At 39.8% G+C, this 14,054-nt stretch carries 13 protein-coding genes; all 13 read left to right on the plus strand.

Annotated elements, in window-relative coordinates:
• Nucleotide 1 precedes the first annotated feature (1 nt).
• The 13 genes from flhB (at nucleotide 2) to tsf (ending at nucleotide 13,951) form a co-directional block, all read left to right on the plus strand.
• Nucleotides 2–1,084, plus strand: a complete 1,083-nt coding sequence (gene flhB / locus ACDZ29_RS19025; RefSeq protein WP_375088353.1) for a flagellar biosynthesis protein FlhB — start codon at nucleotides 2–4, stop codon at nucleotides 1,082–1,084.
• A gap of 40 nt (nucleotides 1,085–1,124) precedes the next feature.
• On the plus strand, nucleotides 1,125–3,161 hold the full coding sequence (gene flhA / locus ACDZ29_RS19030) for a flagellar biosynthesis protein FlhA (protein ID WP_375088354.1): 2,037 nt from the start codon (nucleotides 1,125–1,127) through the stop codon (nucleotides 3,159–3,161).
• Nucleotides 3,158–4,315: a flagellar biosynthesis protein FlhF gene (gene flhF / locus ACDZ29_RS19035; RefSeq protein WP_375088355.1), complete on the plus strand. Its 1,158-nt coding sequence runs from the start codon at nucleotides 3,158–3,160 to the stop codon at nucleotides 4,313–4,315. Before flhA ends, flhF begins: the two co-directional genes overlap by 4 nt.
• Nucleotides 4,299–5,165, plus strand: coding sequence for a MinD/ParA family protein (locus ACDZ29_RS19040; protein ID WP_375088356.1), 867 nt, complete (start codon nucleotides 4,299–4,301; stop codon nucleotides 5,163–5,165). Before flhF ends, ACDZ29_RS19040 begins: the two co-directional genes overlap by 17 nt.
• 10 nt (nucleotides 5,166–5,175) lie before the next feature.
• Nucleotides 5,176–6,273, plus strand: a complete 1,098-nt coding sequence (locus ACDZ29_RS19045) for a chemotaxis response regulator protein-glutamate methylesterase (RefSeq protein WP_375088357.1) — start codon at nucleotides 5,176–5,178, stop codon at nucleotides 6,271–6,273.
• Nucleotides 6,274–6,292: 19 nt separating this feature from the next.
• Nucleotides 6,293–8,332, plus strand: coding sequence for a chemotaxis protein CheA (locus ACDZ29_RS19050; protein WP_289324405.1), 2,040 nt, complete (start codon nucleotides 6,293–6,295; stop codon nucleotides 8,330–8,332).
• A gap of 109 nt (nucleotides 8,333–8,441) precedes the next feature.
• The gene (locus tag ACDZ29_RS19055; protein WP_289324406.1) at nucleotides 8,442–8,897 is read left to right on the plus strand and encodes a chemotaxis protein CheW; all 456 of its coding nucleotides are present in this window, start codon (nucleotides 8,442–8,444) and stop codon (nucleotides 8,895–8,897) included.
• Nucleotides 8,898–8,901: 4 nt separating this feature from the next.
• Complete coding sequence (locus tag ACDZ29_RS19060) at nucleotides 8,902–9,540, plus strand: chemotaxis protein CheC (RefSeq protein WP_375088358.1); 639 nt, start codon at nucleotides 8,902–8,904, stop codon at nucleotides 9,538–9,540.
• Nucleotides 9,533–10,036 carry a chemotaxis protein CheD gene (locus ACDZ29_RS19065; protein ID WP_289324408.1) on the plus strand — a complete coding sequence of 168 codons (504 nt, stop codon included), beginning with the start codon at nucleotides 9,533–9,535 and terminating at the stop codon, nucleotides 10,034–10,036. Before ACDZ29_RS19060 ends, ACDZ29_RS19065 begins: the two co-directional genes overlap by 8 nt.
• 135 nt (nucleotides 10,037–10,171) lie before the next feature.
• Nucleotides 10,172–10,942, plus strand: a complete 771-nt coding sequence (locus ACDZ29_RS19070; RefSeq protein WP_370014412.1) for a FliA/WhiG family RNA polymerase sigma factor — start codon at nucleotides 10,172–10,174, stop codon at nucleotides 10,940–10,942.
• Between the two features lie 311 nt (nucleotides 10,943–11,253).
• Nucleotides 11,254–11,892, plus strand: a complete 639-nt coding sequence (locus tag ACDZ29_RS19075; RefSeq protein ID WP_375088359.1) for a hypothetical protein — start codon at nucleotides 11,254–11,256, stop codon at nucleotides 11,890–11,892.
• Nucleotides 11,893–12,044: 152 nt separating this feature from the next.
• Nucleotides 12,045–12,758 (plus strand): 30S ribosomal protein S2, encoded by a 714-nt coding sequence (gene rpsB, locus ACDZ29_RS19080; RefSeq protein ID WP_056526825.1) that lies wholly within the window; start codon nucleotides 12,045–12,047, stop codon nucleotides 12,756–12,758.
• Nucleotides 12,759–13,066: 308 nt separating this feature from the next.
• Entirely contained in the window at nucleotides 13,067–13,951 is an 885-nt protein-coding gene (gene tsf, locus ACDZ29_RS19085) for a translation elongation factor Ts (protein ID WP_289317137.1), read from the plus strand.
• Nucleotides 13,952–14,054: the final 103 nt, after the last annotated feature.

Here is a 14,054-nt window from a genome sequence, read left to right on the forward strand (position 1 = left end):
TATGGAGAGGTTCCAGCTGGATTTACAGTTTTTCGCTGGTGAGAAGACCGAAAAGGCGACTCCAAAAAAACGTCAGGATTCGAAGAAAAAAGGTCAGGTGGCAAAGAGTCAGGATGTAAATACCTCTGTTAATTTAATTGCCGTGCTTTCAGTGCTACTGCTTATGGGACCTTACATGTATAATCACCTGCTTGGTCTCATGAAAGAATATCTGCAGCATTTTACCTTGACTGGATTAAGCGAGGAGAATATACAAATTATCATGATTGATGTTTTAAAGGAGATGGGTCTTATTCTTGGACCGGTTTTTACGGCAGCGATAGTGGCTGGAGTATTGGCTAATGTCATGCAAATCGGTTTTTTGTTTTCGACTGAATCCATTCAGTTCAAACTTGAAAAATTGGATCCCATTAAAGGGTTCAAACGAATTTTTTCAATGAGGGCCATTGTTGAATTATTGAAATCCATTCTTAAAATATCATTTGTTGGTTTTGTTGCCTTTTATGTACTTTGGCAGCGCATGGACGAAATTATGATTTTATCACAGATTTCTGTGGAAGCAGCGATGGCAACATTGGCGGATATTACGATTAAAGTAGGATTTTATGCTGCCGTGGCTTTATTGTTCATTGCTCTTTTGGACTATTTGTATCAAAAATATGACTTTGAAAAAAACATCCGGATGTCCAAACAGGATATTAAGGATGAGTATAAAAATTCCGAAGGGGACCCTCTTATCAAATCCAAGATTAAGCAAAAGCAAAGGCAGATGGCCGCTCAAAGAATGATGCAGGAAATTCCCAATGCGGATGTCGTAATCACTAACCCGACGCATTTTGCAATTGCTTTAAAATACGATGAAGATAAGGCAGAGGCTCCGTACGTAGTGGCAAAAGGCGTTGATTTTGTTGCTCAGAAAATTAAATTCATTGCTAAAGAAAACGATGTGATCATGGTGGAAAATCGGCCTTTGGCCAGGTCTTTATATGATCAAGCTGAATTAGGCCAGGCAATACCTGAGGAGTTCTTTAAGGCGGTCGCTGAAATACTGGCCTTTGTATATAAAACCAAAGGTAAACTGTAAAGAAGTATTAGGGTAACCCGTTAGTTAGGAGAGAAAAAACATGCGAGCAAGAGATTTGGTTGTTATATCGAGCGTCATCATGATCGTTGCCATGTTGGTCATTCCATTGCCAACATGGTTGTTAAGTATTTTACTCCTTTTAAATATCTCTCTTGCGCTGCTGGTTCTATTGACTACGATGAATATGAAAGAACCTCTCGAATTTTCAATCTTTCCTTCCTTGCTCCTTTTACTGACATTGTTCAGGCTGGGGTTGAATGTTTCGACGACTCGTGCCATTTTGACCTATGGTGATGCTGGAGGAGTTGTAGAAACCTTTGGATCGTTTGTAGTCGGAGGTAACGTGCTTGTGGGATTAGTTGTATTCATCATTTTGGTCATCATCAATTTCATCGTCATCACGAAAGGATCCGAACGGGTCTCGGAGGTAGCGGCAAGGTTTACACTGGATGCGATGCCAGGGAAACAGATGGCCATTGATGCAGATTTAAATGCTGGGATGATCTCCGAAAACGAAGCACGTGCCAGAAGGGAAAAAATTAGTAACGAAGCAGACTTTTATGGATCCATGGATGGAGCGAGTAAGTTTGTTAAAGGGGATGCCATAGCGGGCATCATCATAGTCATCATTAACTTGATTTTCGGTATGATCATTGGCGTCATGCAATTGGACATGAGTTTTGGAGAGTCCGCCGTACATTTTTCCATGTTATCGGTTGGTGACGGAATCGTGAGTCAGGTGCCTGCCTTATTGATTTCCACAGCTACGGGAATAGTCGTAACCCGGGCAGCCTCGAATGGAAACCTCGGTGCGGATATTGTTGAACAGTTATTTCAATTTCCTAAAATGCTTTACCTGACAGCAGCGACCATTTTCCTTTTAGGGTTATTCACGCCCATTTCCGACTTATTCACCTTACCGATTGCTGCTTTATTAGTCGTTGGCGGGTATACGATTTCAAGGATACCGCAGCAGGATGAAAGGGAAATACTGGAAATGGAAGAAGTGCTGGAAACCGATGAAATGAAAAGTCCAGAAAGCGTCGTTAACCTTTTAAATGTCGACCCGATCGAATTTGAGTTTGGATATGGATTGATTCCGCTTGCGGATGCCAATCAAGGTGGAGACCTACTGGACCGAGTCGTCATGATTCGCAGGCAGCTTGCAATTGAATTGGGGCTCGTGATCCCTGTCGTCAGAATACGTGATAACATTCAGTTGAATCCTAATGAGTATCGGCTGAAAATTAAGGGAAGTGTCATGGCAAAGGGGGAATTGCTCCTTAATCATTTCTTGGCCATGAGTCCAGGGATTGAGGATGATTCAATAGAAGGAATCGATACGATAGAGCCGTCCTTCGGTTTACCCGCCAAATGGATCACGGATGATATGAAAGAACATGCCGAGATGATGGGATATACAGTTGTAGACCCGCCAAGTGTAGTATCCACACACTTGACGGAAGTCATAAAGGCCAATGCACAGGAACTACTGGGCAGGCAGGAAACGAAACAATTAATCGATCATCTCCATGAATCCTCACCTATCCTAGTAGAGGAAGTCACTCCGAATCCGTTGTCTATAGGAGATGTACAAAAGGTATTGGCAAAATTATTGAAGGAAAAAGTTTCTATAAGGAACTTACCGATCATTTTCGAAACACTTGCTGATTATGGCAAGTTATCGACTGACACAGACTTGCTTACTGAGTATGTAAGACAGAATTTAGCTAGACAGATTACGAATTCTTTTATTACGGATGAAAATAGAATTAAAGTCATAACATTATCGGGCAAAGTGGAAAAGACCATCGCGGATGGTGTACAGCAAACCGAACATGGTAACTTTTTATCATTGGATCCAACTATATCGCAATCCATATTGGAGGCAATTGCAGCCAAATTGGAAGAGTTGACGTTAATGGATCACCAACCGATCTTACTCTGCTCTCCAGCAGTAAGGATGTATGTACGGCAATTAACTGAACGTTATTTTCCCGATGTACCGATTCTTTCATACAATGAACTCGAATCGAATGTAGAAGTACAAAGTGTAGGGGTGGTGAATGTCGATTGAAGGTAAAGAAATATTTGGCACCATCTATGAACGAGGCGATGAAGCGAATAAGGGGTGAACTAGGCAGTGATGCGGTCATCTTAAGTGCAAAGGCTGTATATAATGGTGGTTTCCTAGGTTTATTCAAAAAGAGGAATATTGAAGTGATTGCAGCCATAGACCCGGTTTCCCAGCCTATCCAAATGAAAATCAAACAGAAATCGAAAAAGTTGCCAGCGAAACCGGAAGTGGCAAGTCATGCCACTGATACGAATGAAGGTAATAGGGAAAGTGCTGATTTATTAACAGAAATCGAAGGTTTGAAAGATATGATCAAGAGTTTACAAATCTATTCACCTGATAGAAAATATCCAGGGAAACTGCAAAAAATCCACGATTACCTAACAGAGCAGGAAGTGGATATATCACTTCGGTCTCAAATCATGGATGAACTATTTGAGAAATGGTTCGTTTTCAAACAACAATCAACAGATGAAGAGGTTCAAGTTTGGTTGGAAGAAGCCATGTTCGGGATTTTGGAAAAGGTTGAAAACGGAAAACCTGGGCTGCAAAAAAAGTATATTAATATTGTTGGTCCAACAGGTGTGGGAAAGACGACAACCCTTGCAAAAGTAGCTGCGGAAACCATGTTGAAGCATGATAAAAAGGTGGCTTTCATTACGACGGATACGTACAGGATTGCTGCAATAGATCAGCTTAAGACATATGCAAAGATTTTAAACGTTCCAATTGAAGTCGCTTATAATTTGGAAGATTTCAAAAGGGCAACTGAACGTTTCTCCCATTATGATTATGTTTTTATTGATACGGCCGGGAGAAATTTCCGTAACCCTCAATACGTTAAGGATCTTAATGAAATCATCCATTTTACAGCTGAGATGGAAACCTATTTAGTTTTGTCATTAACCTCTAAACAAAAGGATATGGAAGATATTTATCGACAGTTTGCTACGATACCGATTAAACAGGTCATTTTTACAAAAGCGGACGAAACCTCCACTTTCGGGGCTATATTCAATTTTATACACACTCATGAAGTAGGAGCAGCTTTTATAACAGATGGACAGAATGTGCCAGACGATATTGAAATAGCTACATCATCACAGTTATTGAAAATGACTTTTGGGGCTAAAAAATATGAAAGATCAAGCTGAGAACTTACGAAGACGATTGGAAGCCCGCCAAAATCAATCAATGGCCAGGACGATTTCCGTTTTAAGCGGTAAAGGTGGGGTGGGAAAATCAAACTTTTCTTTGAACTTTTCCATTGCTTTATCCCAAAGGGGGAAAAGGGTCCTGTTGTTCGACATGGATATCGGTATGGGGAATATTGATATTTTGATTGGGGGACAATCTCCTTGCAGTATTATTGATTTCTTTGAAAATGATTATAGTTTGAATGATATCATTACGACCGGACCGGGGAATATTTCAATCATTACAGGTGGAACAGGATTGAAGAATCTCTTTGCGTTTGATGAAGATTCGTATACCCGTTTTAATGAAGAATTCAGTTTGTTGTTGGCTAACTACGATTATATTTTATTTGATATGGGTGCAGGTATCACACAGGATTCTATGAAATTCCTTTTATGTGTGGATGAATGGGTCGTTATCACGACGCCTGAACCTACTTCTATCATGGATGCATACTCCACGATTAAATATATTCATTCCGTAAATAAAGAGATTCCACTGTTCCTTGTTTGCAATAGGGTTTTCACTAGCAAGGATGGCAAAAAAACGATTAATCGTCTCCAAAATGCACTGATGAAATTTTTGGGTCTGGAAACGGTTGCTCTAGGGTTCTTACCAGACGATAGAACAGTATCAAAATCTGTTTCCAAACAAATGCCCTTTATCCTTTTCGATTCTGAAGCCGATGTATCCAAAGCTATTTTGGACATTGCATCGAGATATGCGAATCATTCATTTGGGGAAGAATTGACTTTACAAAAAAGCGGTTTTCTCCGAAATATGAAGAGATATTTTCTAGGAAAGTAGGTCTCCTTACATGGGTAAAGTAAAAGTGCTGATAGTGGATGATTCTGCGTTTATGAGAAAGTTAATTTCAGAGTTTTTAGCAGAAGATAGCAGGGTTGAGGTCATCGGGACTGCCAGGAATGGGAGAGATGCCTTAGATAAAATAAAGTCTTTAAAACCCGATGTCGTGACTTTGGATGTGGAAATGCCGGTTATGGACGGATTGGAAGCATTAAACCGGATCATGAATGAATGTCCAACAGCTGTAGTCATGTTGTCAAGCACAACGAAAGAAGGAACGGAAAATACATTTGCTGCCATGAACAATGGGGCCTTTGACTTTGTGGCTAAACCCTCAGGTGCCATTTCATTGGATTTACATAAGATCAAGAAAGAACTCCATGAAAAAGTTATGGCAGCCAGCAGGGCAAATGTTCACAAACTACAAAAAAATGCAATAAATATGGAAATAAGTCCATTAGTCTGGGGAAAATATAGTAAAATAGATTCAAAAGAATTGATTAAAATTGAAAAAAATGAAAAAACAGGGTCCTATGGAAACAGGAAGGTAATAGTCATTGGTACATCTACAGGAGGTCCAAGAGCTCTGCAGACCGTCTTGCCGGAACTTCCAGAAGAAATTGATGCGCCCATACTCATTGTTCAGCATATGCCCCCCGGTTTTACAAAAACCTTGGCAACACGCCTGAATTCATTATGCAAGATTAAAGTGAAGGAAGCTGAAGAGGGTGAACTGATCCAAAAAGGTGTCGCCTACATCGCACCTGGAGGTTTTCACTTGAAAGTGAGGAAAGTCGGAATGAGCTGGGCAGTCCTTTTGGATCAATCCGAATTGCGTAATGGACATCGCCCGTCAGTTGATGTGCTATTTGAGTCGGTAAGTGAAATGAATGATCTTGCGAAAATAGCCGTTATCATGACCGGAATGGGAATGGATGGGTCGCTGGGGCTTACTAAGCTGAAACAAGAGGGTCCTTTAATAGCGATAGCCGAATCTCAGGAGACATCAATCGTTTTTGGTATGCCGAAAGCTGCAATCAATACCAATTTAATAGATAGCATAGAGGATGTAGAAAAAATAGCTAAAGCGATAATAAGCTATTTTTAACACATGGAGGTGGGATTGTATGGATATGAACCAGTATTTAGAGGTATTTATAGAAGAAAGTAAAGAACATTTACAAATGTGCAGCGAACAGATGCTGGTACTCGAAAAGAACCCGGAAGACCTCTCGATTGTCAACGAAATCTTTCGTTCCGCCCATACCCTAAAAGGGATGTCGGCAACAATGGGGTATGAGGACTTAGCCAATTTAACCCATAAGATGGAGAATGTTTTGGATGCGATCCGAAACAGTCAAATCATTCTTACGCCTGAATTGTTCGATGTGTTATTTTTAGCTGTTGATGATTTAGAGGCGATGGTCATGTCCATTGCTGAAGGTGGAGATGGAAAAAGAAATGTGAAGAGTGTTGTCCGCCAGCTGGAATTGATTGAAAATGGGGAGTCACCCGTGTCTACCTCCATTGCAGAAGTTGCAGCTTCTGTCGCTCTTGAAAAGGAGGAAATGATTGCGGGAGAGTACGATGAATTTGAATGGACAGTACTTCAGCAGTCCAATGATCAAGGCTTCAACAGCTTTGAAATTTCGATAGGTTTGCGTGAGGACTGTCTTTTAAAAGCTGCCCGGGTTTTTATGGTATTCGAGGTGCTTGAAAAATCAGGTGAAGTAATCAAGTCACACCCACCCGTAGAGCTTTTGGAAGAAGAACAGTTCGATCAGCAATTTACTGTCACCATGGTAACAACAGAATCGAGTGAAGTGATAAAGAAAAAAATCATGAAGGTTTCTGAAGTGGATCACGTTGTTATAAATACCCTTGACCTTGAAGGCTTGCGACATGCTGCCAATGTTAAAGTGGATAAAGTTGCTGAAGTTCAGGAACAAGAGACTAATCATGCAGTGCTTCCAACTGATATTAATGAGAAGAAAAAACAGTCACCCGCTAAGCCGGCATCAAGCAAGACCATTCGGGTGAACATTGAGCGGCTTGATATACTAATGAACTTATTCGAGGAACTTGTAATCGATAGAGGCAGACTTGATCAAATTTCAAGTGATTTGGATAATCAGGAATTGCATGAAACAGTCGAAAGAATGTCCCGTATAACAAGTGATTTACAAACAATCGTATTGAATATGCGGATGGTGCCAGTGGAAACGGTATTCAATCGTTTTCCTAAAATGGTTCGTCAATTAGCAAGGGATTTAAACAAGAAAGTCGATTTGGAAATCATCGGAGCTGAAACGGAACTTGATCGTACAGTCATTGATGAAATCGGTGATCCTCTCGTCCATTTATTAAGGAACGCCATGGATCATGGGATTGAAACACCTGAAGAACGTCTGGCAAAAGGAAAGGTTGAAGAAGGTAAAATCCTTTTAAAAGCATATCACAGCGGCAATCATGTTTTCATTGAAATCGATGATGACGGTGCAGGCATCAATAAAGAGCGGGTCTTGAACAAGGCGCTATCCAATGGGATATTAACTAAGGAAACTGCCGCCACCCTCTCGGATAAGCAAATCTATGAATTGATATTCGCTTCAGGTTTCTCAACAGCGGAAACCATATCGGATGTTTCAGGGCGCGGTGTAGGGCTGGATGTAGTTAAAAATACTATTGAGTCTCTCGGTGGAACTGTCACGATCGATTCCAAGGAGAATGAAGGTTCCATCTTCCTTATTCAGCTTCCGCTTACATTGTCCATTATTTCTGTCATGCTGGTTGCAATCCAAAATGAAAAATATGCGATACCGCTTTCTTCTATTATAGAAACGGCAATCATAAAAAAAGAAGATATCATGAATGCCCATAATCAACAAGTTATTGACTTCAGGGGGAAAGTTCTACCACTGCTGTTCCTGAAAGATATATTTGAAGTGCCTTTCAGCCAGGAAGATGAAGAGTTCCTCTCCGTGGTCATTGTAAGAAAAGGCGATAAATTAGCGGGATTGGTCGTTGATTCATTTATCGGGCAGCTGGAAATCGTATTGAAATCACTAGGTAATTATTTAACAACTGCATTTGCAATATCGGGGGCAACGATTCTTGGTGATGGCCAAGTTGCCTTAATCATAGATTGCAACACATTGATTCATTGAATAATAGATAACTAGGGCAGGGTGATGGGAAGTTGGTTCATAATTTCGTATATAGTTTTGCTTTAAGAGTAACCTGTCATCATGAGTTTTTTTAGAGGAGGGGAATGAGATGTCGCAGGATATGAAAGTAATCGTATTTCAAATTAAGGATAAAGAATATGCCATTCCAGTGGATAAGGTAAGCGGTATCGAAAAGCTTCTTCATATTACCAGAGTTCCAAAGGCTGCACTGTTTGTTAAGGGAGTCATAAATTTAAGGGGTGTAATCACTCCAATTATTGATTTACGGGTCCGTTTTGGTTTCGAAGAGGTGGAATACGATGGTTCAACACGGATCATCATTGTCATTCTGGATGATATGGAAGTGGGATTAATAGTGGACTCTGCCAATGATGTTTTGGATATTCCAGTGGATAGTATCGAGCCGCAGCCTGAAGTTGTGGGACATGTGGCTTCAGAATACATTAGCGGGGTTGCTAAAATTGAAAAGCGTCTGCTCGTCCTAATTAATTTGAAAAAGGCTTTGAGTCTAGAAATGACTGAAAATATATTAAGAGAAGGATAATCATATGTCGTTCATTGAGAAAATCAATCCTCTTCAACTCGATATTTTGAAGGAAATTGGCAATATAGGTGCAGGGAACGCAGCAACGGCGCTTTCTGCCATCCTAAATAGGAAAATTGATATGAATGTTCCTAATGTCCAAATCGTTTCCTTTGATGAAATGATGGTAATGGCCGGCGGGGCCGATCACGTCGTTGCCAGTGTTTTCCTTAGAATAGAAGGGGATGCTTCCGGGAGTATGTTTTTTGTCCTATCGCTTCCAGTAGCTGAATACATGATTCGTCAGCTGACTGGTGTTGAAACCTTTTTGATAGATTCCACACCTTATAATGAATTGGCACTCTCCTGCCTTCAGGAATTAGGGAATATTTTATCGGGATCCTATCTCTCATCACTCTCTGATTTCACCCGATTGAATATCTATCCATCCGTTCCGTCATTGAGTATCGATATGGTAGGGGCATCGATCAGTTATGGATTATTGGGATTATCTCAAGTAAGTGACGCAGCCATTGTCATTGATACTGTACTTGAAAAAGACCAGCTATTTGCTGAATCCATTAATGGTCATTTCTTTCTCTTACCCGATCCCGATTTTTTTGATATCATTTTTTCCGCTTTAGGAGTGTCACCTAATGACTGAACTGTTAAAGGTCAAGGTTATTAAGGTTGGAATAGCGGATATGAATATTATAAAAACTCCCTATTCGATTCGTACTTCTGGGTTGGGGTCGTGTGTTGGTGTTGTGATTTATGATGAAAAAAAAGAAATTGCAGGTTTGGCCCACATCATGCTGCCTGACTCTTCACTTGCTAAATCGGGACAGATAAACGTTGCCAAATTTGCAGATACGGCGATAAAGGAATTAGTGCAGCTCTTAGTACAAGAAGGCGCGAGAATGCGATTCCTAAAAGCGAAGTTGGCTGGAGGTGCGCAAATGTTTCAATTTGCCTCCGGAGGGGATTTATTGAGAATAGGACCCCGGAATGTTGAAGCTGTCCGGAAAGAGTTATCTGACTTGCACATTCGAGTCGTTGCCGAAGATGTAGGCGGGAATTTCGGGAGAACGATCGAATTCAATTTGAAAGATTGTTTGCTAAATATACGGACCGTTACTAAAGGGACAAAAAACATATAGGAACGTATCAGGCTTTTCTTAAAAAAAGAACAGCCAAAACTTTGAAAGTTACACTGCAATCGAATTATTGTTTCTTTTATGGCCTTTAAGGGCCGTTTTGATTACAAAACGTATACAATGTTAGGAGGATGTCCAATGTCTCATCTTACCACCGAAGAAGAGCAGTTATGTTGGAAAAATTGGGTTGGTTGCAGAGATCCGCTGGCCGGGGACATTTTGGTTAAGAAATACATCCCACTCGTATCGTATCATGTTCAACGCATTTCAGTGAGTCTTCCTAAAAATGTGAGTCGAGATGATATAAGGAGTTTAGGGATGATGGGGTTATTCGATGCCCTGGAACGTTTTGATACGAAGCGTGACCTGAAGTTTGATACATATGCCTCATTTAGAATTCGTGGTGCTATTTTAGATGGATTAAGAAAAGAGGATTGGCTTCCACGGAGTGCAAGAGATAAAGCCAAGAAAATTGAATCTGCAATAGAAAAGCTAGAGCAGCAATACATGAGGAACCTTTCTCCAAACGAGATTGCAGCTGAATTGAATATCCCGGAAGAGGAAGTATATGCTGCATTAAATGAGAATTTCTTTGCCAATGTACTATCAATGGATGAAAATCCCCAAGAACAAGACGATAAAGAAAGCACGAATTTTCATATTAAAGATGAAAAAGCGGATTTACCTGAGGAACATGTGTTAAGGGAAGAACTGTATGTGGAATTAGCCCAAGTCATAGAAACCCTTAATGAAAAGGAACAGTTGGTTTTACAGCTTTTTTATAAAGAGGAACTAACATTGACCGAAATTGGACAAGTGATGAGTCTATCTACGTCCCGGATTTCCCAGATTCACTCGAAAGCGATATATAAATTAAGAAACGCGATGAATGATCAAAAGTTGAACTAGAAGTACAGTTCAAATTCATCCTCATATGGAAATCCAATGAAAACACACTTTCGCTCGGTTTTGTTCGATTATTGGAAATGAAAAAGGGTTTTCAAAGGAAGTTGGGTAGCCTATGAGCTTAAAACCGATTGAGATGTACTTCCACGAATCCAGGGTGCGAAAGCATCCACGCCCATTTTCATAAAAAAAAAGGAAATGCAGACAGGCGCCAGTCTCCAAAAAAATATAAACAAAAAGTAATCAAGAAAAAAACAACAGTGAAAAAAGATCCCCAACCGAGGGTTGAATATTCCGGTTAATTAGGAGGCAACATGTCAGTATTTTTTATGTTTCTGTTGTTTGTATTAAATATATTCACCATTTTTGCCATCATCGTTTTATATCTTCGACAAAATCGTTTAAGTCAGCTGGAAAAAGATCAAAAGGCAATCATTGGTGAAATGGAACAACTTATGTCTGGTTATTTGATGGAAATGAAAGAGGACAACGAGACAATGGTAAAGGCATTCACCAATTCGGTTGCAATGAATCACGAGTATGGACAAAAAAGTCAAGAACATGGGTCAATAAAAGAAACCATGGAAGATAAAGAAGTAAAACAAGAGCAAAACATGCTGCAAGCGTTTAAAGAGGGAAGTCGTACCGCCTCTAAAAAGCAGGCGATCACCGCCTACAAAATAATGCCTGAAGAACAAGATGACAATTCTTTACCCGTAAAAGTTGAAGACAAATTAGAGCTTTCATCAGCAGCCACTTCCCTTCCAAACGAAGGGAAACGGACTGGTAAAGAATTTTCGGGCATGTTACAGGCCTCGGTAAATGCGCGAACATTAAATGAACAAGTGGATATGTTAGCGGATCAAGGTCATTCAATTGAAGAAATCGCCAAAAAGTTAGGTCGCGGTCAAACGGAAATAGAGCTATTACTAAAGTTTCGCATGAATAGATAAAAATTTCTTGATTGAGCAGAATCATTATGGTATATTATGAAATGGTGTTAATACACACGCCCCGTGATTCTTGCAGATGGTGCTGTTTCGACAGTTTCTGTATGAAAATGATCGGTGCGGAGGAAAAACAAAACCATTTAGGAGGAAATAAAATGTCAGTCATTTCTATGAAACAATTGCTTGAAGCTGGTGTGCATTTCGGACACCAAACACGTCGCTGGAACCCGAAAATGAAGAAATATATCTTCACTGAGCGTAACGGCATCTACATCATCGACCTTCAAAAAACAGTTAAAAAGGTTGAAGAAGCTTATAACTTCGTGAAAGAACTAGCTGCTAACGGTGGAACTGTTCTTTTCGTTGGTACTAAAAAACAAGCTCAAGAATCTGTTAAAGAAGAAGCTATCCGTTCTGGTATGTACTATGTAAACCAACGCTGGTTAGGTGGAACTTTAACAAACTTTGAAACAATCCAAAAACGTATTACTCGTCTTAAAGATATCGAAAAAATGGAAGCAAACGGAACTTTCGAAGTCCTTCCTAAAAAAGAAGTTATCCAACTTAAAAAAGAATGGGATCGCTTAGAGAAATTCTTAGGCGGAATTAAAGATATGAAGACTCTTCCAGATGCGATCTTCGTTATCGACCCTCGCAAAGAGCGTATTGCTGTTGCGGAAGCACACAAATTACACATTCCACTTGTTGGTATCGTTGATACAAACTGTGATCCGGATGAAATCGATGTAGTCATTCCTGCGAATGACGATGCAATCCGTGCTGTTAAATTATTAACAGGTAAAATGGCAGATGCTATCTTAGAAGCTAAACAAGGCGAAGAAACAGCAACTGAAACAACTACTGCTTAATAAGTAAAAAAGGTTGCTTATTCAGTAAGAAAAAAAGGTGATAAGAGGATAATGCCTTTTATCCCTTTTTTTTGCACTAAATAAGCATACATAAATCACTGTACGGAATGTTCTTTTTAAAGGTATGGTCGATTTTCAAGGTTAGAAAGTCATCAGGTATTGAGTTCAGTCAAATTGACTGAATAAGTGGATGGTTTTTCTGGAATATTGCCAAGGCTAGTAATTATTCTTTGATGATAACAAGTATTTTTTGGCAATAATGGGTAAAGATTGAATAAACTGCATTTAATTTGAGGAGGATATATATTATGGCAATCACTGCACAATTAGTTAAAGAATTGCGTGAAAAAACTGGTGCTGGTATGATGGACTGTAAAAAGGCTCTTGTACAAACAGAAGGCGATATGGAAAAAGCAATCGATTTCCTACGTGAAAAAGGAATTGCAAAAGCTGCTAATAAAGGCGACCGTATTGCTGCTGAAGGTTTAACTTCTATCGTTGTAGAAGGAAACCAAGCGGTTATTCTTGAAGTGAACTCAGAAACTGATTTCGTTGCTAAAAACGAAGGCTTCCAAGCACTTGTTAAAGAATTGGCTGCATTCCTTCTTGCTAACAAACCTGAAAGCGTTGAAGTTGCTCTTGAGCAAACAATGGAAAATGGTGCAAAAGTTGCAGATCATATTAATGCTGCAGTTGCTAAAATCGGGGAAAAATTAACTCTTCGCCGCTTCCAAGTCGTTACTAAAACAGATAACGACGCATTTGGTGCATACCTTCACATGGGTGGACGTATCAGCGTACTATCAGTTCTTGAAGGTACAACTGACGAAGATGCAGCTAAAGGCGTTTCAATGCATATCGCTGCAATTAACCCAAAATATATCTCTCGCGACCAAGTCGATGCTAGCGAATTAGATCGCGAACGCGAAGTTCTTACTCAACAAGCGCTTAACGAAGGCAAGCCGGAAAAAATCGTTGCAAAAATGGTTGAAGGCCGTATCAATAAATTCTACGAAGAAATCTGTGTAAACGAACAAGCTTTCGTTAAAAACCCAGATCAAAAAGTGGGACAATTCGTAGAATCAAAAGGCGGAAAAATCCAATCATTCGTTCGTTATGAAGTAGGGGAAGGTCTTGAAAAACGTCAAGAAAACTTTGCTGAAGAAGTAATGAACCAAGTTAAAAAAGACTAATTGTCAGATAATTAATAATAGGGAACACTCTGGTGTTCCCTATTTTTTGAAATGTCATGAATTTTTGGTAGTATTGCAAGAAAGCATGATGAACGAACGAAAA

Origin of the sequence: Peribacillus sp. RS7, assembly GCF_041956845.1 — a bacterium.
Lineage (GTDB): Bacteria > Bacillota > Bacilli > Bacillales > DSM-1321 > Peribacillus.

What these genes read in the sequence shown, in the direction of transcription:
- flhB (WP_375088353.1), top strand. Translation starts at nt 2, where the DNA reads ATGGAGAGGTTCCAGCTGGATTTACAGTTTTTCGCTGGTGAGAAGACC.
- flhA (WP_375088354.1), top strand. Translation starts at nt 1,125, where the DNA reads ATGCGAGCAAGAGATTTGGTTGTTATATCGAGCGTCATCATGATCGTT.
- ACDZ29_RS19040 (WP_375088356.1), top strand. Translation starts at nt 4,299, where the DNA reads ATGAAAGATCAAGCTGAGAACTTACGAAGACGATTGGAAGCCCGCCAA.
- ACDZ29_RS19045 (WP_375088357.1), top strand. Translation starts at nt 5,176, where the DNA reads ATGGGTAAAGTAAAAGTGCTGATAGTGGATGATTCTGCGTTTATGAGA.
- ACDZ29_RS19050 (WP_289324405.1), top strand. Translation starts at nt 6,293, where the DNA reads ATGGATATGAACCAGTATTTAGAGGTATTTATAGAAGAAAGTAAAGAA.
- ACDZ29_RS19055 (WP_289324406.1), top strand. Translation starts at nt 8,442, where the DNA reads ATGTCGCAGGATATGAAAGTAATCGTATTTCAAATTAAGGATAAAGAA.
- ACDZ29_RS19060 (WP_375088358.1), top strand. Translation starts at nt 8,902, where the DNA reads ATGTCGTTCATTGAGAAAATCAATCCTCTTCAACTCGATATTTTGAAG.
- ACDZ29_RS19065 (WP_289324408.1), top strand. Translation starts at nt 9,533, where the DNA reads ATGACTGAACTGTTAAAGGTCAAGGTTATTAAGGTTGGAATAGCGGAT.
- ACDZ29_RS19070 (WP_370014412.1), top strand. Translation starts at nt 10,172, where the DNA reads ATGTCTCATCTTACCACCGAAGAAGAGCAGTTATGTTGGAAAAATTGG.
- ACDZ29_RS19075 (WP_375088359.1), top strand. Translation starts at nt 11,254, where the DNA reads ATGTCAGTATTTTTTATGTTTCTGTTGTTTGTATTAAATATATTCACC.
- rpsB (WP_056526825.1), top strand. Translation starts at nt 12,045, where the DNA reads ATGTCAGTCATTTCTATGAAACAATTGCTTGAAGCTGGTGTGCATTTC.
- tsf (WP_289317137.1), top strand. Translation starts at nt 13,067, where the DNA reads ATGGCAATCACTGCACAATTAGTTAAAGAATTGCGTGAAAAAACTGGT.